The sequence below is a fragment of the unidentified bacterial endosymbiont genome (assembly GCF_918797525.1).
Lineage (GTDB): Bacteria > Pseudomonadota > Gammaproteobacteria > Enterobacterales > Enterobacteriaceae > Enterobacter.
The window spans coordinates 1,641,976-1,664,538 of the sequence record NZ_OU963893.1 but is presented as its reverse complement, the minus strand read 5'-3'; the positions used below and the strand labels follow the sequence as shown (position 1 = coordinate 1,664,538).

At 54.0% G+C, this 22,563-nt stretch carries 14 protein-coding genes and 1 pseudogene; 7 read left to right on the top strand and 8 right to left on the bottom strand.

The window, feature by feature from the left end; all coding sequences use genetic code 11:
* Positions 1–32: 32 nt before the first annotated feature.
* From alkB to NL510_RS07900, 4 genes are all read right to left on the bottom strand, one after another.
* Complete coding sequence (gene alkB / locus NL510_RS07915) at positions 33–683, bottom strand: DNA oxidative demethylase AlkB (RefSeq protein ID WP_253383325.1); 651 nt, start codon at positions 681–683, stop codon at positions 33–35.
* The gene (ada, locus tag NL510_RS07910) at positions 683–1,741 is read right to left on the bottom strand and encodes a bifunctional DNA-binding transcriptional regulator/O6-methylguanine-DNA methyltransferase Ada (RefSeq protein WP_253383323.1); all 1,059 of its coding nucleotides are present in this window, start codon (positions 1,739–1,741) and stop codon (positions 683–685) included. The genes alkB and ada overlap by 1 nt, the downstream gene beginning before the upstream one ends.
* 72 nt (positions 1,742–1,813) lie before the next feature.
* Positions 1,814–2,869, bottom strand: a complete 1,056-nt coding sequence (apbE, locus tag NL510_RS07905; protein WP_253383321.1) for an FAD:protein FMN transferase ApbE — start codon at positions 2,867–2,869, stop codon at positions 1,814–1,816.
* Positions 2,870–2,982: 113 nt separating this feature from the next.
* Positions 2,983–4,089 (bottom strand): porin OmpC, encoded by a 1,107-nt coding sequence (locus tag NL510_RS07900; RefSeq protein WP_253383306.1) that lies wholly within the window; start codon positions 4,087–4,089, stop codon positions 2,983–2,985.
* Positions 4,090–4,743: 654 nt separating this feature from the next.
* Here NL510_RS07900 and rcsD point away from each other — a divergent pair.
* On the top strand, positions 4,744–7,416 hold the full coding sequence (gene rcsD, locus NL510_RS07895; protein ID WP_253383298.1) for a phosphotransferase RcsD: 2,673 nt from the start codon (positions 4,744–4,746) through the stop codon (positions 7,414–7,416).
* Between the two features lie 16 nt (positions 7,417–7,432).
* A complete protein-coding gene (rcsB, locus tag NL510_RS07890; RefSeq protein WP_246978493.1) occupies positions 7,433–8,083 on the top strand; it encodes a response regulator transcription factor RcsB in 651 nt (216 codons plus the stop codon).
* Between the two features lie 65 nt (positions 8,084–8,148).
* Here rcsB and rcsC read toward each other — a convergent pair whose 3' ends face one another.
* The gene (rcsC, locus tag NL510_RS07885) at positions 8,149–10,992 is read right to left on the bottom strand and encodes a two-component system sensor histidine kinase RcsC (protein ID WP_253383296.1); all 2,844 of its coding nucleotides are present in this window, start codon (positions 10,990–10,992) and stop codon (positions 8,149–8,151) included.
* A gap of 135 nt (positions 10,993–11,127) precedes the next feature.
* Positions 11,128–13,764 (bottom strand): DNA topoisomerase (ATP-hydrolyzing) subunit A, encoded by a 2,637-nt coding sequence (gene gyrA, locus NL510_RS07880; RefSeq protein ID WP_253383294.1) that lies wholly within the window; start codon positions 13,762–13,764, stop codon positions 11,128–11,130.
* 146 nt (positions 13,765–13,910) lie between these two features.
* Between gyrA and ubiG the strand changes: the two genes are divergently transcribed.
* The 4 genes from ubiG (at position 13,911) to yfaE (ending at position 18,726) form a co-directional block, all read left to right on the top strand.
* Entirely contained in the window at positions 13,911–14,639 is a 729-nt protein-coding gene (gene ubiG / locus NL510_RS07875) for a bifunctional 2-polyprenyl-6-hydroxyphenol methylase/3-demethylubiquinol 3-O-methyltransferase UbiG (RefSeq protein WP_253383292.1), read from the top strand.
* A 335-nt stretch (positions 14,640–14,974) separates the two neighbouring features.
* Entirely contained in the window at positions 14,975–17,260 is a 2,286-nt protein-coding gene (gene nrdA / locus NL510_RS07870; RefSeq protein ID WP_253383285.1) for a class 1a ribonucleoside-diphosphate reductase subunit alpha, read from the top strand.
* An 81-nt stretch (positions 17,261–17,341) separates the two neighbouring features.
* Positions 17,342–18,472: a class Ia ribonucleoside-diphosphate reductase subunit beta gene (gene nrdB / locus NL510_RS07865; RefSeq protein ID WP_253383283.1), complete on the top strand. Its 1,131-nt coding sequence runs from the start codon at positions 17,342–17,344 to the stop codon at positions 18,470–18,472.
* Positions 18,472–18,726 carry a class I ribonucleotide reductase maintenance protein YfaE gene (yfaE, locus tag NL510_RS07860; RefSeq protein ID WP_253383277.1) on the top strand — a complete coding sequence of 85 codons (255 nt, stop codon included), beginning with the start codon at positions 18,472–18,474 and terminating at the stop codon, positions 18,724–18,726. The genes nrdB and yfaE overlap by 1 nt, the downstream gene beginning before the upstream one ends.
* 2 nt (positions 18,727–18,728) lie before the next feature.
* On the opposite strand, the pseudogene NL510_RS07855 reads toward yfaE, so the two are convergent.
* Positions 18,729–19,920: pseudogene (locus NL510_RS07855) on the bottom strand (MFS transporter).
* A 161-nt stretch (positions 19,921–20,081) separates the two neighbouring features.
* Here NL510_RS07855 and NL510_RS07850 point away from each other — a divergent pair.
* Positions 20,082–20,963 carry a LysR family transcriptional regulator gene (locus tag NL510_RS07850; RefSeq protein WP_253383275.1) on the top strand — a complete coding sequence of 294 codons (882 nt, stop codon included), beginning with the start codon at positions 20,082–20,084 and terminating at the stop codon, positions 20,961–20,963.
* A gap of 75 nt (positions 20,964–21,038) precedes the next feature.
* Here the strand turns inward: NL510_RS07850 and glpT are convergent, their stop codons facing one another.
* Positions 21,039–22,391, bottom strand: a complete 1,353-nt coding sequence (gene glpT / locus NL510_RS07845) for a glycerol-3-phosphate transporter (RefSeq protein ID WP_253383273.1) — start codon at positions 22,389–22,391, stop codon at positions 21,039–21,041.
* Positions 22,392–22,563 lie beyond the last annotated feature (172 nt).

Below are 22,563 nucleotides of genomic sequence, written 5' to 3'. Positions count from 1 at the left end.
CCTTACGGCTACAGCAAGAATAATTCTTATTTTTATTCGCTATACGCCGCCTGGCGGAACGTCAGGTTATAGCGGAACTCGCCCGTCTGCGGATGAACGCCCGGCTTAAGCGGCTGGATACCGTGATAAAACAGCCTCGACACCCCTCCCCATACCACCACGTCGCCATGTTCGAGCAGCAGGCGTTGAAGTGGATCGTTACGCTGTAAACCGCCGAACTGAAACACGGCGGGCAAGCCTAAAGAGACTGAGACGATTGGCGCGCGCAGGTCAGGCTCGTCTTTATCCTGGTGCAACGAGAGTTTTGCGCCGACGGCGTAGCGGTTCACCAGGCAGGCATCGGGTACAAACTCAGCGTAGCCCGCCGTCATGGCGGCGTCGTGGCATAGCGACTGAAACACGGCGGGCATCGGCGGCCACGGATTACCGGTGATGGGATCCTGCGCGGCATACAAGTAGCCGCGCGCGTTGGTGGCCCAGCCCAGCTTGCCGCAGTTGGTCATTGCCACCGACATGGTGTAGCCTCCTGGCGTTATCATGTGACGAAACGGCGAGACCGCCGCCACGTCATTGATGCCTCCAAGCAGCGTATCCGCGCGGGAAAGCGCAAAACGGCGCAGGATCACCGCCCCCGGGGCAAGCGCTTCCTGCCAGGGTTCGGCATCCGCAAAAAGATCGAGCATCAGGCCTCCTCGCTTAAGGACTCACGTTGTAACAGTAGCGCCTTTCTTGCGGCCCCCCAGCGGTAGCCGGACAGCGTGCCATCAGAATGCACAACGCGGTGACAGGGAATGATAATCGCCAGTTTGTTCGCCGCGCAAGCGCCTGCTACCGCGCGAACGGCGCCAGGTTTGCCAATTGCCTTCGCCACCTGCTGGTAACTTGCCGTTTCTCCATCGGGAATGGCGCGTAAGGCCTGCCAGACCCGTTGTTGAAACGCAGTCCCGCGAATATCCAGCGGCAACGCCAGCGGCACAGCGCGGCTATCGATACTGGTAATCACCTGATGGATGCGCTTACCAAAGGCACCTTCCAGCGGTTCTTGCCGGGCGTTGGGAAACAGCGTTAATAACTCTGCGGTTAATGCCGTATCGTCGTCGCCCAGCAGGATCGCGCAGATCCCGCGCTCGCTTTCGCCCACCAGACAGCGGCCTAACGAACAGTCATCCATCGCGTAGCGCACCCGCGCATCGCCTTTGCGGTACTGCTTCGCCGTCATCCCCAGCGCACCATTGGCCTTACGGTAGTAGCTGCTGCTATCGGCAAAGCCTGCCCCGAGCACCGCATCGGTAATTTTTTCGCCATCGGCCAGCGCGCGGCGCAGGCGTTGCTCCCGCGCCGCCTGCTGCCAGGCTTTGGGCGTCATACCGGTCACAGACTTAAACAGACGATGAAAATGGAAAGGACTGCTGGCAACCTGCTGCGCCAGCGCGTGCAGGGTCAATGCCGGGTCCTGCGCCAGAAGTCGGCAGGCCAGTTCGACTTTTGCCAGCTTCTGCTCCTGCGGGCTGGGTTTATCGGGCATACAGCGTTTACAGGGGCGAAAACCGGCCTGACGTGCATGCTGAACATCCGGGAAAAAGTGAACGTTTTTACGCAGCGGGCGGCGAGCTCGGCAGGACGGGCGACAAAAAACGCCCGTCGTCTGCACGGCGAAGACAAACTGGTTATCAGCGCGCGGATTGCGGGCCAGCACGGCCAGCCAGCGATCCTCATCGGTCATACAGGTTAGGTTTTGCATCTTCGGCTCCTCTTATAAGCATACCTGCAGCATGCCTGAGCGCCAGCGAAGAAAAACCCGCAACCTTGCTGTTTAATTTTTTTCGCTCACCAGGAAACTGTTGAACTGCGGTGAACTCCAGGTCTTAAAGCCATCGGCCTCTTTGGTAATCATATAGACCGCCAGCCCTTCCTGGCGTACCACCTCTTTGGCTCTCTCCTCACCCAGAACCATCAATCCCGTATCCCAGGCATCGGCTTCCAGCGCGGTGGGCGCAATCACCGTGACGGAAACCAGATTATGCTCGATAGGCCGTCCGGTCTGCGGATCGATAACATGCGAAATGCGCTTACCGTCAAGTTCATAATAGTTGCGGTAGCTCCCGGCAGTGCTGATGCCATGACCGTTGATATCGACAATCGCCTGTACCGCATTTTGCTGGTCGGTCGGTTTTTGAATGGCCACGCGCCACGGTTTACCGCTGGCGTTCATCCCCCGGCTAACCAATGCGCCGCCCACCGAAACCAGATACCGGGAGATGCCTTCCTGCGCCATTAGCGCGGCCAGATGATCCGCCGCATAGCCCTCCCCCACAGTTGAGAGATCGACAAACAGATCGGGGATATCTTTTTGCAGGTACTGCTGCCCGTACTGGTTGATCACCGACAGGTGCTGTAACCCCGTGCGGGCACGGGCATCCTCAATGGCCTTCTGGTCAGGCGTAGAGGCAGGCGGCGTATTGGGGCCAAACCCCCAGAGGTTGACCAGCGGCCCCACGGTGATGTCCATCGCGCCGTTGGTTTTATAGCCCACGCGCATCGATTCGGTCACGATATCGGCCATCGCCTCACTGACCGGCCACAGGGAAGTGCTGGCAGACAGGTTGAAGCGCATCAGCGCAGAGTCGTTTTTATAGGTCGTCAGCTGATGGTCGTCGGCGTCCAGTTGCGACTGAATTTTGCCGCGAAGTTCGTCTGCGCGCGTTTTATCGAGGTCCATGACGCTGACACGCCAGAATGTCCCCATCGTTTTGCCTTCCAGTACCGTCGCCGCTGGCGCGTCCGGTTTGATCGCAGGCGTGGAAGAGTCGCATGCCGTCAGGAAAAAAAGCGTAGCCAGAACGCTGGCGCGTATAAAAGTCATGTCCATTCGTTATTATCCTCATGCCGGGACGGCAAGAGTACACTAAAAAAGGCAATGATAAGACCCTAAAACAGCAGAAAAAAAGGGGCCATTGGCCCCTGAGTCATATTGCAATGCGATTAGAACTGGTAAACCAGGCCCAGCGCTACGATGTCATCAGTGCTGACACCTGCCTGACGGGTGAACTCTTTGTCATCCAGCAGGTTAATTTTATAATCCACGTAGGTAGACATGTTTTTGTTGAAGTAGTAAGTCGCACCCACATCCACATATTTCAGCAGATTCTGGTCGCCGTAACCTTCGATGTCTTTACCTTTGGACTGCAGGTAAGCCACGGATGGACGCAGGCCGAAGTCGAACTGGTACTGCGCAACCACTTCGAAGTTCTGCGCTTTGTTAGCAAAGCCGTAGACGGTGCTGTTGTTCTGAGAGTTGCCGAAACGGGTCGCGTTATAGGTCTGAGAGTACTGTGCCGCCAGGTAGACGTTATTAGCGTCATATTTCAGGCCGCCAGAGTAAACTTCTGCGCGATCGCCATTGCCGTAAACGTCAGCAGCGTTCTGGTCGGAGGTGCGTTTGGAGGAGGACATCGCACCGCCTACGCTGAAGCCTTCACCCAGGTTATAGGTCAGGGACGCGCCGTAACCGTCACCGTTCTGTTTCAGGGTGCTGCGACCGACGTCGTTTTCACCGCTTACGCTGCCGTTTTTACCCTGATACTGCAGAGCAAAGTTCAGGCCATCAACCAGACCGAAGAAGTCCTGGTTACGATAAGTGGCTACGCCGTTTGCACGGGATTGCAGGAAGTTGTCTGAACCGTAAGTGTCGCCGCCGAATTCCGGCAGAACGTCGGTCCATGAAGTGACATCGTAGATGACGCCGTAGTTACGACCGTAGTCGAAAGAGCCCGCGTCAGCGAATTTCAGACCCGCGAACGCCACACGCGTCCAGGACTGGTTGTCGCTTTCGGTGGTGTTGCCCTGAATCTGGTATTCCCACTGGCCGTAACCGGTCAGTTGATCGTTAACCTGAGTTTCGCCTTTGAAGCCAAGACGCATGTAAGTCTGGTCGCCATCAACGCTGTCGTCATCGGAGAAGTAGTGCAGACCATCAACTTTGCCGTACAGGTCTAATTTGTTGCCGTCTTTATTATAAATTTCAGCCGCATTGGCTGCGCCTGCTACCAGCAGTGCTGGTACCAGGAGGGACAGGACTTTAACTTTCATTTTATAAACCCTCTGTTATATGCCTTATTATTACCACTGCTTACTGATTAACCCTCTTAACCAGTCGGCAACCTCATTCTCCTTAAAATTACAGAATAATCCAACGGGAATATGATACGAAAACTTTGAAGATGTTTCATTCATCCATAAAGGTGTTTCAATTTGTAAATTAAAAGGAACTTTTACACAGCATAAATCGCTTAAAAATATAGCACTTATAATCAAAAATAAATTAATATCACTCAAAATCAATAAATTAAACATGGACGCTTTACCGCACTGAATGACAAAACAAATTCCCCGGATATCACTAAACTATCTACGCTATCATCATTAACTTTTATTTATTACCGTCATTCAGCTTTGAATGTCTGTTTATCCCTAATTCTACCGGATGCTCTGCATTCGGTTTTTTTTACCTTTCTTTACGTTATTCCGCTTACCTTGTGCTACCACCTGCAAATTGTTACGCCTGTTAACCAGTTTCGTGCGCAATCATTTCCCGCCCTGATTGTGCCGTGTCCCTGTGACCGAATTCTGCGTACTTCCCCGAAAATGTCGCCCGCTGTCAGCCAGAGGCGCTGGAAATTCAGGTATTACCCTTTATACTGCCCTATCCCCTTAAAGCACGGTTATCACGGGTTATACAAATCAATGAGTCAGTCTGAGACCACCGCCTCAAGTAAGTTCTCTCTTCTTCCCGGGAGCATTACCCGTTTCTTTCTTTTATTGATCATTGTGCTGTTAGTCACGATGGGGGTTATGGTTCAGAGCGCGGTTAACGCCTGGCTGAAGGACAAAAGCTATCAAATCGTTGATATCACCCATTCCGTGCATAAACGCATTGATACCTGGCGCTACGCCACCTGGCAGATTTACGACAATATCGCTGCTGCGCCAACGTCCTCCACCGGGGAAGGGCTTCAGGAAACGCGTCTTAAGCAAGATGTCTACTTTCTCGAAAAACCGCAGCGCAAGACAGAAGCCCTGATTTTTGGCTCTCATGACAGCGCAACGCTTGAGATGACGCAGCGCATGTCCGCCTACCTTGATACGCTATGGGGCGCCGAAACCGTGCCCTGGTCGATGTATTATTTGAATGGTCAGGACAACAGTCTGATCCTTATCTCAACCCTGCCGCTAAAAGATCTCTCATCTGGCTTTAAAGAGACCACCGTGGGCAGCATCGTCGATTCTCGCCGGGCAGAAATGCTGCAGCAGGCGAATGCCCTTGATGAACGCGAGAGTTTTTCCTCGTTGCGACGTCTGGCCTGGCAAAATGGCCACTACTTTACGCTTCGCACCACCTTCAACCAGCCCGGGCATCTGGCGACGGTGGTCGCCTTCGATTTGCCCATTAATGACCTGATCCCGCCGGATATGCCCCTGGAGAGCTTCCGCCTCGAGCCGGATAACAGCACCCAGAATATGCGCACGCCACCGGATAAAGAGGCGGCCGAGAGCGTCTCTATCTCCTTTAATGGCTCGAAGATAGAAATTGCCTCTTCCCTGAACTCAACCGGTATGCGCCTGGTGTGGCAGGTCCCGTTTGGAACGCTGCTGCTCGATACGCTGCAAAATATTTTGCTGCCGCTGCTGTTGAATATCGGCCTGCTGGCGCTGGCATTGTTCGGGTATAGCACCTTCCGTTTCCAGCCGGGACGCCAGAGCGAGTCAACCTCGGTATCCGCAGGGACCAGCGGTGAGTTACGCGTACTACGCGCGCTGAATGAAGAGATTATTTCCGTGCTGCCGCTTGGCATATTAGTTCACGACCAGGAAGCGAACCGCACGGTGATGAGCAATAAAATTGCCGATCACCTTCTGCCGCACCTCAACCTGCAGAACATCACCACCATGGCGGACCAGCATCAGGGGATAATTCAGGCCACCATCAATAATGAACTGTATGAGATCCGCCAGTTCCGCAGCCAGGTCGCCTCACGCACGCAGATCTTCGTCATCCGCGATCAGGACCGTGAAGTGTTGGTCAATAAAAAGCTTAAGCAGGCGCAAAGGCTGTATGAGAAAAACCAGCAGGGCCGCGCCGCGTTTATGCAGAATATTGGCGATGCGTTAAGGCTGCCGTTGAAAACGCTGTCCGCACAGGCCGAAGATTTGAGCACGCCAGAGAGCCATCAGCTTGTGGCCCAGGCCGACTCGCTGGTGCGTCTGGTTGATGAGATCCAGTTGGCAAACATGCTGGAAAATGACTTCTGGAAAAGCACGCCCACCCTCTTCTCCATCCAGTCTCTGATTGACGAAGTAGTGCCGGACGTTCTGCCGGTGATTAAACGTAAAGGTCTGCAGTTGCTGATCGCTAACCATTTGCCAGCCAACGACGAGCGGCATGGCGACCGCGAAGCGCTGCGTCGTATTCTGTTGATGATTATCCAGTACGCGGTGACGACCACGCAAATCGGCAAAATCACCCTCGAAGTCAGCCGTGACGATTCCGCCGAGGATCGCCTGACCTTTCGCATTCTCGACACCGGTGAAGGCATCACCGCCAGTGAAATTGATAACCTGCACTTCCCGTTCCTCAACGATACTCAGAGCGATCGCTATGGTAAGGCCAACGCCCTGACCTTCTGGCTGTGCGATCAGCTGGCGCGTAAGCTTGGGGGCCATCTGAACATAAAGGCGCGCGAATCGCTGGGTACGCGCTACTCCCTGCACGTTAAAATGGCCGTCAATCCGCAGGAAGAGGATGAAGAGCGTCTGCTCGACGATGTTATCGTAATGGTGGATGTGACCTCCAATGAGATCCGCAACATCGTGGTTCGCCAGTTAGAAAACTGGGGCGCTGCCTGCATCACGCCGGACGAAAGGCTAGCGAGTCAAGAATTTGATCTGTTTTTAACGGATAATCCGTCTAATCTTACTGCCTCCGGCTTGCTTTTAAGCGATGATGAGTCAGGCGTGCAAAAAATCGGCCCAGGCCAGATGCGCGTCAACTTTAATATGAGCAATGCAATGCAGGAAGCTGTACTACAACTTATAGAAGAGCAACTGGCGCAGGAAGAGATATCGGCGTCACCCTCAGGCGGCAATGAAAATGCCGAGCTGCAGGCCAGCGGCTATTATTCACTCTTTGTTGATACAGTACCAGATGATGTCAAGCGGTTGTATACTGAGTCCGCTGCGAAGGATTTTGCAGCGCTGGCGCAGACAGCACACCGGCTTAAAGGGGTGTTTGCCATGCTTAATCTGGTTCCCGGCAAGCAGTTATGTGAAACGCTGGAACATCTAATTCGTGAGAAAGATGCCTCTGGCATTGAAAAATATATCAGCGACATTGACGCCTACGTCAAAAGCTTGCTGTAGCAAGGTAGCCTTATACATGAACAATATGAACGTAATTATTGCCGATGACCATCCGATTGTACTGTTCGGTATTCGCAAGTCACTTGAGCAGATCGAGTGGGTGAATGTAGTCGGTGAATTTGAAGACTCCACAGCACTTATCAATAACCTCCCAAAGCTTGATGCGCATGTGCTCATCACCGATCTCTCCATGCCCGGAGATAAATACGGTGATGGCATCACGCTGATTAAATACATTAAGCGTCACTTCCCTGACATCTCGATCATTGTTCTGACCATGAACAATAACCCGGCGATCCTGAGTGCCGTTCTGGATCTGGATATCGAAGGGATCGTACTGAAACAAGGCGCACCGACCGATCTGCCAAAAGCGCTCGCCTCGCTGCAGAAGGGTAAGAAGTTCACACCTGAGAGCGTCTCCCGCCTGCTGGAGAAAATCAGCGCGGGTGGCTATGGCGACAAACGTCTGTCGCCAAAAGAGAGTGAAGTTCTGCGTCTGTTCGCCGAAGGTTTCCTGGTGACGGAGATCGCCAAGAAGCTGAACCGCAGTATTAAAACCATCAGCAGCCAGAAGAAATCAGCGATGATGAAACTGGGCGTGGATAACGATATTGCGCTGCTCAATTATCTCTCTTCCGTCACGCTGAGCGCCTCGGACAAAGATTGATATTGGGTCTCAATCCTCTTCCACCGCAGAGGAAGAACGCTAAAAAAGGCCCTTTCGGGCCTTTTTTATAATCTTGTTTTCCTGACGCGCTCGGCATAAACCGACAACGTCTGTTTCAGCACGTCCAGCGTGACCGGCTTCGACAGGCAACTGTCCATACCTGATTCCAGGCAGCGTTGCTTCTCCTCAGCAAGGGCATTTGCCGTCACCCCCACCACCGGCAGCGTCAGGCCAAGCTGGCGAATACGCTGCGTCAAACGATAGCCATCCATATTGGGCATGTTGACGTCGCTCAGTACGATATCAATATGGTTTTTACTCAATACATTCAGTGCATCTACGCCATCGTTGGCCGTTTTGCACTGATAACCCAGAGAGCCAAGCTGGTCGGCAAGCAGACGACGGTTAATCGGATGGTCGTCAACCACCAGAATCATCATGTCTTCATTCACCGGGGAGAGCGTTTCCGGCAATGGCAAGACCACTGAGCCTTCATCATCCAACTGGATACTGTAAATGCGCGCCAGCAGGCCTAACAGTTCGTGCGGCGTGGCCACACTGTGCAACCATTCACCAGGCGCATGTTCAAGCGGAATGCCTATGTGACGACGGCAGAAGATAACCGCCCCTCTTCCCGACCACGGCTGTGCGAGCCTGTCATCGGTTATCAGCAGGTCGTCCACGTCCGGCGTTTGTCCTTCATAACAAGATACCCGCACGCCGCTGCTGGTGAGCAGCGCCGTCAGATAATCATTGAGGAAGGCATTATGCACCGCCAGCCAACAGCGTTTGTCGCTCAACCCGTCGACCGTGGTTTTGGTCGGATACTGCGCCGAATAGAGCGGAATACGGATGGTGAACTGGCTTCCCATGCCTGGCTCGGTATCAACGGAGATATCCCCGTCCATCATACTGATGAGTTTCTCACAGATCGCCAGTCCCAGGCCGGTGCCCTGGAAGTTACGCTGCACACCTGTCCCTACCTGGAAGAACGGATCAAACAGACGAACCACCTCTTTCGCCGGGATCCCCACCCCGGTGTCACGCACGCGAATACTGAGGTAATCCCCCGCACGGCAGACGTGTAACACAATACAGCCGGTATCGGTGAATTTGATGGCGTTGCTCAGCAGGTTAGAGATAACTTGCTGCAGGCGCATCGGATCTCCGTGCAACGTCAGCGGAACATCTGGCTCGATAAAACAATAAAGCCCGAGCTGTTTACGTACCACCAGCGGCATATAGTTAGCGCTGATATGGTTCATCACCTCACGCGGCGAAAATTCCCGCGGCTCGATTTTAAGCTGCTCGGACTCAATTTTAGAGAAGTCGAGAATATCGCTAATGATTTTCAACAGCAGGCTCGAGGAGTTGTTCATCGCCGTCACCAGTCTGTCGACCCCTTTCGGCAACTCTTTCGTCTGCAGCAGATCGAGGTTGCCGATAATCCCGTACAGCGGCGTTCTCAGCTCATGGCTGACGGTGGCAAGGAACATCGATTTCGACTGGCTGGCCTGCTCGGCCGCCTGCGCCATCTCCTGCAGCGACTCTTCCATCTTCACCCGCGCCGAGACGTCCACCAGCACACAAATCGCCACGTTTTCATTGCGATAGCGCGAATGAACAAAGCTAATTTGCAAATTGGTGTGGGTGCTGGTCAGTACGTCAACGAAGTTAACCTGCTGCCCGCAGATTATCTGCGTTAATCGCTGCCGATCTTCATGCGTCAGCATGTTCAGGTAGTTATGCGCCAGCTCATTACTGAGGATATTGGTGCCGTCCAGCGTACGCAGAATACAGATGCCAACCGGCGCGGAAGCAACAATCTTACGGTTAAACTGCTCATGCTCTTCCAGCCGCTGGGCGTCGATTTCAGCAGGAATAAAGATCCGCCGCTCGTACATGCGCGCAAGGGTAAATAACGCACCGCCCACCAGAAGATTAAGTAAAATGGCATTCATGATGAGAATACGGATACGTTCCAGAACCACATCCGCAGGCAGCGAGTAGACAATACTCAGCGACGATGGCGGTAAACTTTTCTTCAGTACCAGCTCGCGGAAACCCGAGGTGTAGCCGAACCACGAGCGCTCCTGCATCCAGTGCGGATCCACATTCAACCGATTTTCCGGCCCGGTGAGCGAGATCAGGGTATGGCCATTTTCATCGAGGATAGTCACGCCCATCGGCAGGCTGCCCGGCGTGAAAAAGTTTTCCATACGAATGGTCTGTTCAATGCCCAGCAGCGCCTGCAGGCGGTTGCCCAGATAGACCGGCGTCAGGGCATAGAAATAACCGACGCCCATGCGTGGGCCCTGGCTTATCCAGAAAATGTTGTTTCCACGCTCGTCCTGGGGCGCATTGCGGTATTTCACAATACGCTCATGCAAACTTTTCAGCGCATCCTCACGTTCGACGGGCATATCGCGCAGGCCAAAGTCCGCCATACAGAGGTTATCACTGCCTATCAGGAACACGCGATTCAGGTCATAGGCCGCAGAGAAATTGTCGCGCCAGTAGCGCATAAACCACGCCAGAGATTCCAGCGATCCGCGCCAGGTGCTGCCCATCGCGGAGCAATCGGAATCCGGGAACAGCGGCTCAAAATCCGGTACCTCGGTTTTATCATTGCGCCCACGGAGGGCAAGAATGCCGTTTTCTGCAGTCAGGCGGTTTTCAGCAATGTACTTCAGCTCCTTCATGACATCAGCGGTGCGCTGAATATAGCGCTGAGCCTGATCGGAGCTTAAGTTGAACTCCTGGCGGATCTCCGCTTCTTTCTGGTGCAATGCGTTTACGATGTAAAACACCGAGAACAACGCCACCAGGATCCAAAGCAAGAGCGCCAGCGCCCGAAACAGATAGCGGGAGATTTTCAGCGTGGTACGAAAGGAGACAAGGTATTTCAAAGGGGCACGGCTCCGCCGTCGGGGTCAAAAAGAATGTGGTTAAGGTAGCGGTAAACGCGCCTGGTCGCAACGTTCACTTATCTGCATCGTTAAAAGAAAAGGGCCGTGGATCCGGCCCTTATTTGTCAGGAGAGATTACTCGTCAGCGTCGTCCGCTACGTCATCGTCGGCGTCAGCTTCTGGGGCGATATCCTCTTCGCCTTCCGCTACGCTACCGTCGATAGAGTCGAGCTCTTCGTCATCTACCGGCTCAGCAACGCGCTGCAGACCCACCACATTTTCATCTTCCGCGGTACGGATGAGGATAACGCCCTGGGTGTTGCGGCCCACCACGCTGATTTCCGACACGCGTGTGCGTACCAGCGTACCAGCGTCGGTAATCATCATGATCTGGTCAGCGTCGTCTACCTGCACCGCGCCCACAACAGAACCGTTGCGCTCGGTCACTTTGATAGAGATAACGCCCTGCGTGCCGCGCGACTTGGTCGGGTACTCGCTTTCTGCCGTACGTTTACCGTAACCATTCTGCGTGACGGTCAGGATTGCGCCTTCGCCACGTGGAACAATCAGGGAAACCACGACGTCTTCACCCGCCAGCTTGATCCCGCGAACGCCGGTCGCGGTACGACCCATTGCGCGCACGGCGTTCTCTTTAAAGCGCACCACTTTACCGGCGGCAGAGAACAGCATGACTTCATCAGAGCCGGAGGTCAGATCCACGCCAATCAGTTCATCGCCTTCGTTCAGGTTCACCGCGATAATCCCGGCAGAACGTGGACGACTGAACTCGGTCAGAGCGGTTTTCTTCACCGTACCGCTGGCGGTCGCCATGAAGACGTTCACGCCCTCTTCGTACTCGCGAACCGGCAGAATAGCGGTAATACGTTCGTTCGCTTCCAGCGGCAGCAGGTTCACGATTGGACGACCGCGCGCACCGCGGCTCGCTTCCGGCAGTTGATAAACCTTCATCCAGTACAGACGCCCACGGCTGGAGAAGCAGAGGATGGTGTCGTGGGTGTTGGCCACCAGCAGGCGGTCAATAAAGTCTTCTTCTTTAATGCGTGCCGCAGATTTACCCTTACCACCACGACGTTGTGCCTCGTAGTCAGTCAGTGGTTGATACTTCACATAGCCCTGGTGAGACAGGGTAACCACCACGTCTTCGCGGTTGATCAGATCTTCAATGTTGATATCAGAGCTGTTAGCGGTGATTTCAGTGCGACGCTCATCGCCAAACTGATCGCGGACCAGTTCCAGCTCTTCACGGATCACTTCCATCAGGCGCTCTGCGCTGCCCAGAATGTGCAGCAGCTCGGCAATCTGCTCCAGCAGCTCTTTGTACTCGTCGAGCAGTTTTTCATGCTCAAGACCGGTCAGCTTCTGCAAACGCAGATCCAGAATCGCCTGGGCCTGCTGTTCGGTCAGGTAGTACTGGCCGTCGCGCACGCCAAATTCAGGTTCCAGCCATTCCGGACGCGCGGCGTCATCACCTGCGCGTTCGAGCATAGCTGAGACGTTACCCAGCGCCCATGGTTGCGCGACCAGGCCTGCTTTCGCTTCCGCAGGCGTAGGGGCGCGGCGAATCAACTCGATAATCGGGTCAATATTCGCCAGAGCAACGGCCAGCGCTTCAAGGATGTGCGCACGATCGCGCGCTTTACGCAGTTCGAAAATAGTACGGCGAGTCACCACTTCACGGCGGTGACGCACGAACGCGCTGAGGATCTCTTTCAGGTTCATGATCTTCGGCTGACCATGGTGCAGCGCAACCATGTTTATACCGAAGGAGACCTGAAGCTGAGTCTGGGAATAGAGGTTGTTCAGAACAACTTCGCCCACCGCGTCGCGTTTAATCTCAATGACGATACGCATGCCGTCTTTATCAGATTCGTCACGCAGCGCGCTGATACCTTCTACGCGCTTTTCTTTTACCAGCTCGGCAATTTTTTCAATCAGACGCGCCTTGTTCACCTGATACGGGATCTCGTGAACAATAATGGTTTCACGGCCGGTTTTGCCGTCGGCTTCTACTTCGGCGCGGGCCCGGATGTAGATCTTGCCGCGTCCGGTGCGATACGCTTCTTCGATACCACGACGACCGTTGATGATCGCCGCCGTCGGGAAGTCCGGCCCCGGGATGTGTTCCATCAGCCCTTCAATGCTGATCTCTTCATCGTCGATAAAGGCCAGGCAGCCGTTGATGACTTCCGTGATGTTATGCGGTGGGATGTTGGTTGCCATCCCCACTGCGATACCGGACGAACCGTTAACCAACAGGTTCGGGATCTTGGTTGGCATGACGTCTGGGATGCGTTCGGTGCCGTCGTAGTTATCAACGAAATCAACGGTCTCTTTTTCCAGGTCGGCCATCAGCTCATGGGCGATCTTCGACATACGGATTTCCGTATAACGCATCGCCGCTGCGGAGTCGCCGTCGACCGAACCAAAGTTACCCTGACCATCTACCAGCATGTAACGCAGGGAGAATGGCTGCGCCATACGGACTATCGTGTCATAAACAGCAGTATCACCATGCGGGTGATATTTACCGATAACGTCACCCACGACACGGGCAGATTTTTTATAGGCTTTATTCCAGTCATTGCCCAATACGTTCATGGCGTATAGTACGCGACGGTGTACCGGCTTAAGGCCATCGCGGACGTCCGGCAGCGCACGGCCAACAATGACCGACATCGCATAATCCAGATAGGAGCTCTTTAGCTCTTCCTCGATGTTAACCGGTGTAATTTCTCTCGCAAGGTCGCTCATCTAACCGCTATCCCTCTACTGTATCCCGGATTCAAAGGTCGCAAATTATAACACAGCCGCAGTGATTGAGGTAAACCAATAAGCTTTATTCAACCGTGTGGGCTGATATACTCCGAAGTCTTGCATAATAAGGAGTAAAAGCGCCCATGAATGCCGAAACCCCCCCGGTGGCTCACAACGTTGACCACCAAGAGATTGCAAAATTTGAAGCGGTGGCGTCCCGCTGGTGGGATCTCGACGGTGAGTTTAAACCGTTGCACCGCATAAACCCCCTGCGTCTGGGCTATATCGCGGAACGTTCCGGCGGGCTGTTCGGTAAGAAGGTGCTCGACGTCGGCTGCGGCGGCGGCATTCTGGCAGAGAGCATGGCCCGTGAAGGCGCAACCGTCACCGGCCTGGATATGGGCTTTGAGCCGCTGCAGGTTGCGCGCCTGCATGCGCTGGAATCCGGCGTGCAGGTAGTGTACGTGCAGGAGACCGTTGAAGAACATGCGGTAAAACAGGCCCATCAGTACGATGTGGTCACCTGTATGGAGATGCTGGAGCACGTGCCCGATCCGCAGTCTGTCGTCACCGCCTGCGCAAAACTGGTAAAGCCGGGGGGCCAGGTGTTCTTCTCGACCATCAACCGTAACGGTAAAGCCTGGCTGATGGCCGTTGTCGGTGCAGAGTATGTGCTGCGCATGGTGCCCAAAGGAACCCACGACGTGAAGAAATTCATCAAGCCTGCCGAATTGTTAAGCTGGGTCGACCAGACCTGGCTCAAAGAGCAGCACATCATCGGGCTGCACTACAATCCATTAACCGATAAATTCAAGCTTGCAGCGGGTGTGGATGTTAACTACATGTTGCACACAACCGCCAAAAATGACTAACGTCATGCGTTAATTTTATAAAGATTGCGCGGCATCATGTTGCGCAATTCTGACCACGCGTTGAAGAAATCAGCACTCGATCAAATTTTGGATTTTTTTTGCGTAATATTGACATCACCTTCAGGCCTTACAATACGTGGACTTAGCCTTTATTACGCTTTAGCAACCTCACTTTAACGTCAAAATCAACTCTTGTACTGAAAAGAATCCTTACTAGAATACTCACCATCTTGCGTTAACTTTAACGAACAACCCCTATATGTAGTATTTATCCACAGTAACCTGTGGATAAGCGGGGGATATTTTCTTATTTTCACGGACAGGTAAAAACCCACATGAATCAGAGTCTGCTGGTGACAAAGCGCGACGGTACTACCGAGCGTATCAATCTGGACAAAATCCATCGCGTTCTCGACTGGGCAGCAGAAGGACTGAACAACGTATCTATCTCCCAGGTTGAGCTGCGCTCGCACATCCAGTTCTACGACGGCATTAAAACCTCTGATATCCATGAAACCATCATCAAGGCCGCGGCGGATCTTATCTCCCGCGACGCACCGGATTATCAGTATCTCGCCGCACGTCTGGCGATTTTCCACCTGCGTAAAAAAGCCTACGGCCAGTTTGAACCGCCGACGCTTTTCGCTCACGTGGTGAAAATGGTCGAGCTGGGCAAATACGACACGCATCTGCTGGAAGACTATACGCAAGAAGAGTTCGAGCAGATGAACGGGTTTATCGACCACTGGCGCGACATGAACTTCTCCTACGCGGCAGTGAAGCAGCTCGAAGGCAAATACCTGGTGCAGAACCGCGTAACGGGTGAAATCTACGAGAGCGCCCAGTTCCTCTATATTCTGGTGGCTGCCTGTCTGTTCTCTAATTACCCGCGTGATACCCGTCTGGAATACGTGAAGCGTTTCTACGATGCGGTATCGACGTTTAAGATTTCTCTGCCGACGCCCATTATGTCCGGCGTACGTACTCCTACTCGTCAGTTCAGCTCCTGCGTGCTTATCGAGTGCGGTGACAGCCTGGATTCCATCAACGCCACCTCCAGCGCGATTGTGAAATACGTCTCTCAGCGTGCCGGTATCGGTATTAACGCCGGTCGTATTCGTGCGCTGGGTAGCCCAATTCGCGGCGGTGAAGCCTTCCACACAGGCTGTATTCCGTTCTACAAACACTTCCAGACGGCGGTGAAATCCTGCTCTCAGGGCGGCGTGCGCGGGGGGGCAGCGACACTGTTCTACCCAATGTGGCACCTCGAAGTGGAAAGCCTGCTGGTGCTGAAGAACAACCGTGGCGTTGAAGGCAACCGCGTGCGTCACATGGACTACGGCGTACAGATCAACAAGCTGATGTACACCCGTCTGCTGAAAGGAGAAGAGATCACTCTGTTCAGCCCGTCCGACGTGCCAGGCCTGTACGACGCGTTCTTCGCCGATCAGGACGAGTTTGAGCGTCTGTACACAAAATACGAAAAAGACGACAGCATCCGTAAACAGCACGTGAAGGCGGTAGATCTGTTCTCGCTGATGATGCAGGAGCGTGCTTCTACCGGCCGTATCTACATCCAGAACGTGGACCACTGCAACACCCACAGTCCGTTCGACCCGGTTGTTGCGCCAGTGCGCCAGTCTAACCTGTGCCTGGAAATCGCGCTGCCAACCAAACCGCTGAACGATGTGAACGACGAAAACGGTGAAATTGCCCTGTGCACGCTGTCTGCGTTCAACCTGGGTGCAATTAAGAGCCTTGACGAGCTGGAAGAGCTGGCGGTGCTGGCGGTACGTGCGCTCGATGCCCTGCTGGACTACCAGGATTATCCTATTCCGGCGGCAAAACGCGGCGCGATGGGCCGTCGTACCCTGGGTATTGGCGTGATTAACTTCGCCTACTGGCTGGCGAAAAACGGCAAGCGTTACTCTGACGGCAGCGCCAACAACCTGACGCACCAGACGTTCGAAGCCATTCAGTTCTACCTGATGAAAGCATCCAACGAACTGGCGAAAGAGCAAGGCGCATGCCCGTGGTTTAACGAGACCACCTACGCGAAAGGCATTCTGCCGATCGACACCTACAAGAAAGACCTGGATGCGATTGTTAACGAACCGCTGCACCTCGACTGGGAAGGCCTGCGCGCGTCCATTAAGGCTCACGGCCTGCGTAACTCCACGCTCTCTGCCCTGATGCCGTCCGAGACCTCGTCGCAGATCTCCAACGCCACCAACGGTATTGAGCCACCGCGCGGACACGTCAGTATCAAAGCCTCGAAAGACGGCGTTCTGCGTCAGGTAGTGCCGGATTACGAGACGCTGGGTGACAACTATGAGCTACTGTGGGAGATGCCAAACAACGACGGTTACCTGCAACTGGTGGGTATCATGCAGAAGTTTATCGACCAGTCGATCTCTGCCAATACCAACTATGACCCAACGCGCTTCCCGTCCGGCAAGGTCCCAATGCAGCAACTGCTGAAAGACCTGCTCACCGCCTATAAATTTGGCGTGAAAACCCTGTACTATCACAACACCCGTGACGGTGCGGAAGATGCGCAGGATGACATGGTAGCGTCAATTCAGGATGATGGCTGCGAAAGCGGCGCATGTAAGATTTAATGTCAATGCCGGGTGGCGCTGCGCTTACCCGGCCTACGATTTTGTTTGCCCGACCCGCAAAATCTCTCACAGGATACACGCATGGCATACACCACCTTTTCACAGACGAAAAATGACCAGCTCAAAGAACCGATGTTCTTCGGCCAGTCGGTCAATGTGGCCCGCTACGATCAGCAAAAATATGATATCTTCGAAAAGCTGATTGAAAAGCAACTCTCCTTCTTCTGGCGTCCGGAAGAAGTGGACGTTTCCCGCGATCGCATTGATTTCCAGGCACTGCCGGATCACGAAAAGCATATCTTTCTCAGCAACCTGAAGTACCAGACGCTGCTGGACTCCATCCAGGGCCGTAGCCCGAACGTGGCGCTGCTGCCGTTGATCTCCATTCCGGAGCTGGAAACCTGGGTGGAGACCTGGGCGTTCTCAGAGACGATCCACTCGCGCTCTTACACGCATATCATCCGCAACATCGTTAACGATCCGGCGGTGGTGTTTGACGATATCGTCACCAACGAGCAGATCCAAAAGCGTGCGGAAGGTATTGCCCACTATTACGACCAATTGATCGAGATGACCAGCTACTGGCATCTGCTGGGCGAAGGCACGCACAACGTCAACGGTAAAACCGTTACGGTGAACCTGCGCGCGCTGAAAAAACAGCTGTATCTGTGCCTGATGAGCGTTAACGCCCTGGAAGCAATCCGCTTCTACGTCAGCTTCGCCTGCTCCTTCGCTTTTGCCGAGCGCAAGCTGATGGAAGGTAACGCCAAAATCATCCGTCTGATCGCCCGTGACGAAGCCCTGCACCTGACCGGCACCCAGCACATGCTGAACCTGCTGCGCAGCGGCGTGGACGACCCGGAAATGGCCGGGATCGCCGAAGAGTGCAAACAGGAGTGTTATGACCTGTTCGTGCTGGCGGCTCAGCAGGAGAAAGAGTGGGCCGATTACCTGTTCCGCGACGGCTCGATGATCGGCCTGAACAAAGACATACTGTGCCAGTATGTTGAGTACATCACCAACATCCGTATGCAGGCGGTTGGCCTTGAGCTGCCGTTCCAGACCCGCTCTAACCCAATCCCGTGGATCAACACCTGGCTGGTATCCGATAACGTGCAGGTTGCGCCGCAGGAAGTGGAAGTGAGTTCGTATCTGGTGGGACAGATCGATTCTGAGGTCAACACTGACGACCTGAGCGATTTCCAGCTCTGATGACGCGCGTAACGCTAAGCCTTTCGGGTACCGAAGTGTTGTGCCACGAAGAGCACCCTTCCCTGCTGGTGGCGCTTGAGGCCCACCAGGTGGAGGTAGAGTACCAGTGTCGGGAAGGGTTTTGCGGCGCCTGCCGCTGCCGTCTGGTCGCAGGCCAGGTAGACTGGCTGACCGAACCGCTGGCCTTTATCAGCGAAGGGGACATTTTGCCCTGCTGCTGCAGGGCAAAAGGCGATATTGAGATCGAAATGTAAGCCTAGTGAACCTCATGCGCGGAGACCATCACCCTGTCTCCGCATTTTTTCATCTGCACGATATACAGCGCACCGGCCAGCACCACCAGCAGCGCCCCGACCAGATAAATTGCCCGGTACCCCCATCCCCTCGACCATCATCCCCATAATAAAGGCGCCGATCGCCATTCCTGCATCCATTGCATTGAAAAATAAAGAATTTGCAACCCCAATCTTATGCGGCTCTACCGAGCTGATAATTTGCGTCTGGAATACGGGCGTCACTGAGCCATAACCAATGCCAATCAATCCGCCGGCAATAATCATCATGACGCTGCCGCTGGTGTAGCCAAGCGCCACCAGCCCTACGGTAAAGGCCAGCAGACAGGGGTAAACGACATATCTCGGCCCTTTCTTATCGCAAATATTGCCGGTAAAGGTTCGGCATCCCATCAGGCAAATCGCGTAGCACAGCAGGAAATTACTGGCGGCCGCCATCAAATCCAGCTCCCGGGCGTAAAGCGCAAGGAACGCAGAGACGCCCGCATAAGAGAAGGTCATAAAAAACGTCACCATCGCGAAGGGCAGCGCTGCGCGGTCAAACATGGCAGTAAATCCCAGTCTGGGTGTAGAACCATCGGCGTGACGAATAACGGGCGGTACCGCGACGATGAGCGACAGAACAATACCCAGCACCGAAACGGCCGTACAGAGCCAGAATGCGACGGTCCAGGCTTCCCAGCGCGCCATGTTCAGCCCAACCCACGGCCCTACCACCATCGCCAGGCCCATTGCTAAAGAGAAAAAGCTGATGCCCTCCCCACGTCGGGAGGCCGGTATCAACCGCGCGGAAATCGTCCCTTTCACCGTAGTAATAACGCCGAACGTTACACCGTGAAGCACCCGAACAAGCAAGAGTGATTCAATTGAATGGCAAAGCGGATACAGCGCAGTGACCACCAGAAAGGCCAGAGAAGAGAGCACCAGAATCGTTTTATTCGAATATTTCCCCACCCATTGCCCGGCAAAAGGGCGAACAAGAATGGCAGCCCCTAAAAAGAAGGTCACTAATAACCCAGCCTTATCAGGGGTGGCGTGCAGGCGATCGGAAATGTAGATCGGCAGCAGCGTCAGTAGAACATAGAAAACAAAAAAGATGATGAAGCTGATAAGAGTTATTGCCCAAAAATCTTTCGTCCACAGTTTTTCTTTCATTTCCGACAACCCGTCCAGACGGCGCACGCAGACAACGCTGAGCTCAACTGAAAAACGTTCAGGTGCGTCAAAATATGATTTTTATGCTAGACGGTGAGTATAAACAGGCTCACTCTATTAGAGAAATTAATCATTTTAATTATATTAATTAGAGAATACTAATGACTATAACCCAGATCCATGCCCTGCTTGCCGTGCTTGAATTTGGCGGTTTTACCGAAGCCAGCAAACGGCTCTTTATGACGCAGTCCGCGGTTAGTCAGGCCATTTCAGCGCTTGAAGAGGAGCTGGGGGTCAATATCCTGGTCCGCGACCGTCGAAAAGCGATTCAGCTAACGGCAGCAGGCAGCAGACTGCTCCCGCATCTGAGGGAGATCATTGTGCAAACGCACGCGGTGAAAGAGATTGCGGAGCAGGAGAAACAAAACCCGATCCGTACCCTGCATATCGGCTGTTTTCCCAGCGTCTGCGCCTGCATATTGCCCGGCATTATCCGTTATTTCGAGCAGCATCACCCGAACATCAAAATCATTCCTTATGAAGAGAACAGCAACGAGATTGTCGACTCCCTGCGCAATGGCAGCATTGATGCAGGCTTTGTGCACTTTCCGGTCAGCGGTATGTACTGTGTGCCGGTCTATCGCGATAAATTCACCGTGGTGGTTCCTGAAAACCACCCTCTCGCCAAACACACCACCCTCTCACTGGAAGCGCTGAAGGGAGAACCGCTGATTGTCAGTAAAGGGCGCTATGAATTAAGCATCATGGCGTTATTCAAAGAGAAGGGAATTGAACCGGTGATTAAATACGAATTTAACCACCCGGATAGCGCCATGAGCTTTATCCGTCAGGGGTTGGGGATTGCATTGTTACCGGAACTCACGCTGAAGGCAGTCGGCGGGGAGATTCGCTCAGTTGCGCTGGCCCCGACGTTTTATCGGCAAATCTCGTTACTGGCAAAAGAACCGCCGGTGAACGGCAGCCCGTTATCTCTGCTGCAGGCGTATATGGGATCACAACTCTCGTTGAACGGCGTTCCCTAAGGTCATTTTACCGAGCGTCCACTTTCAGAGTTATACCGGCCTGCAGCAGGCCGGTCATCACCCTCGTACTTCTCTTTATTGACGACGCGCTTCTATTTCTGCGTGGTGGCGTCTTTCACCAATCATCACCACAATCAGCAACAGAACGGCCAGCACGCTGCCGCCAATCATCACCATAAAGCCGCCGTCCCAGCCGAAGAAGTCAACGGTATAGCCCACAATGGCGCTTGCCGCGACCGAGCCGCCGAGATAACCAAACAGACCGGTAAAGCCTGCTGCGGTGCCTGCCGCTTTTTTCGGCGCCAGCTCCAGCGCGTGCAGGCCAATCAGCATGACCGGGCCGTAAATCAGGAAACCGATGACGATCATACAGGCCATATCCACGCCCGGGTTGCCCGGCGGGTTGAGCCAGTAGACCACGGTGGCGATGGTGACGAGGGTCATAAAGAACACGCCCGTCGCGCCACGGTTACCTCTGAACACCTTGTCCGACATCCAGCCGCAAATCAGCGTACCGGGGATCCCGGCATATTCATACAGGAAGTAGGCCCAGGACGATTTATCCAGCGCGAAATGCTTAACCTCCTTCAGGTAGGTCGGTGACCAGTCGAGAATGCCGTAGCGCAGCAGATACACAAACACGTTCGCTATCGCGATGTACCACAGCAGTTTGTTGGGCAGCACGTATTTCATGAAGATCTGTTTGGCGGTCAGTTCCTCTTCGTGTTGCTCGCTGTAATCGTCCGGATAGTCATTTTTATACTCTTCGATGGGCGGCAAACCGCAGGATTGCGGGGTGTCACGCATCAGCGCAAAGGCAATAATCGCCACCACAATCGCGCCAAAGGCAGGCATATAGAGTGCGGCTTTCCAGTCGTTGAACCAGGCCATTCCCAGCAGGAACAGCAGCGGCGGAATACCGCCTCCGACGTTATGCGCGCAGTTCCACACCGACACGATGCCGCCACGCTCTTTCTGCGACCACCAGTGCACCATGGTGCGCCCGCATGGCGGCCATCCCATTCCCTGGAACCAGCCGCAGAGGAACAACAGCACAAACATCACCGCAATGCTTGATGTTGCCCACGGGACAAAGCCCATAAACAGCATCACCGCGGCGGCCAGAATCAGACCGGCAGGCAAGAACACGCGCGGGTTCGAACGGTCCGACACGGAGCCCATAATAAATTTGGAAAAACCGTAGGCGATGGAGATCCCCGACAGCGCGAAGCCTAAATCCCCCCGCGAGAAGCCCTGCTCCACCAGATAAGGCATGGCAAGGGCGAAGTTCTTACGCACCAGATAATACGCCGCGTAGCCAAAGAAAATTCCGAGGAAAATTTGCCAGCGCAGGCGACGGTATAGCGGATCAATGTCTGCCTCTGGCAGACGCGCCCTGTGCGGCGCAGGTTTGAAAATACTCAGCATGACAGCCTCCGTGGCCTTGTCGTAATTAATCAGGTGGCTTGCACCTGATTCCAGAGGCGGCGATGTTAAGAAATCACATTGATTGTTACTGTGAATCAACGCACAAATTGTTACAGAAATATGACAAAGTGCGCAAAAAGGCGCACGAAATCACGTTTCATTTTCGAATTAT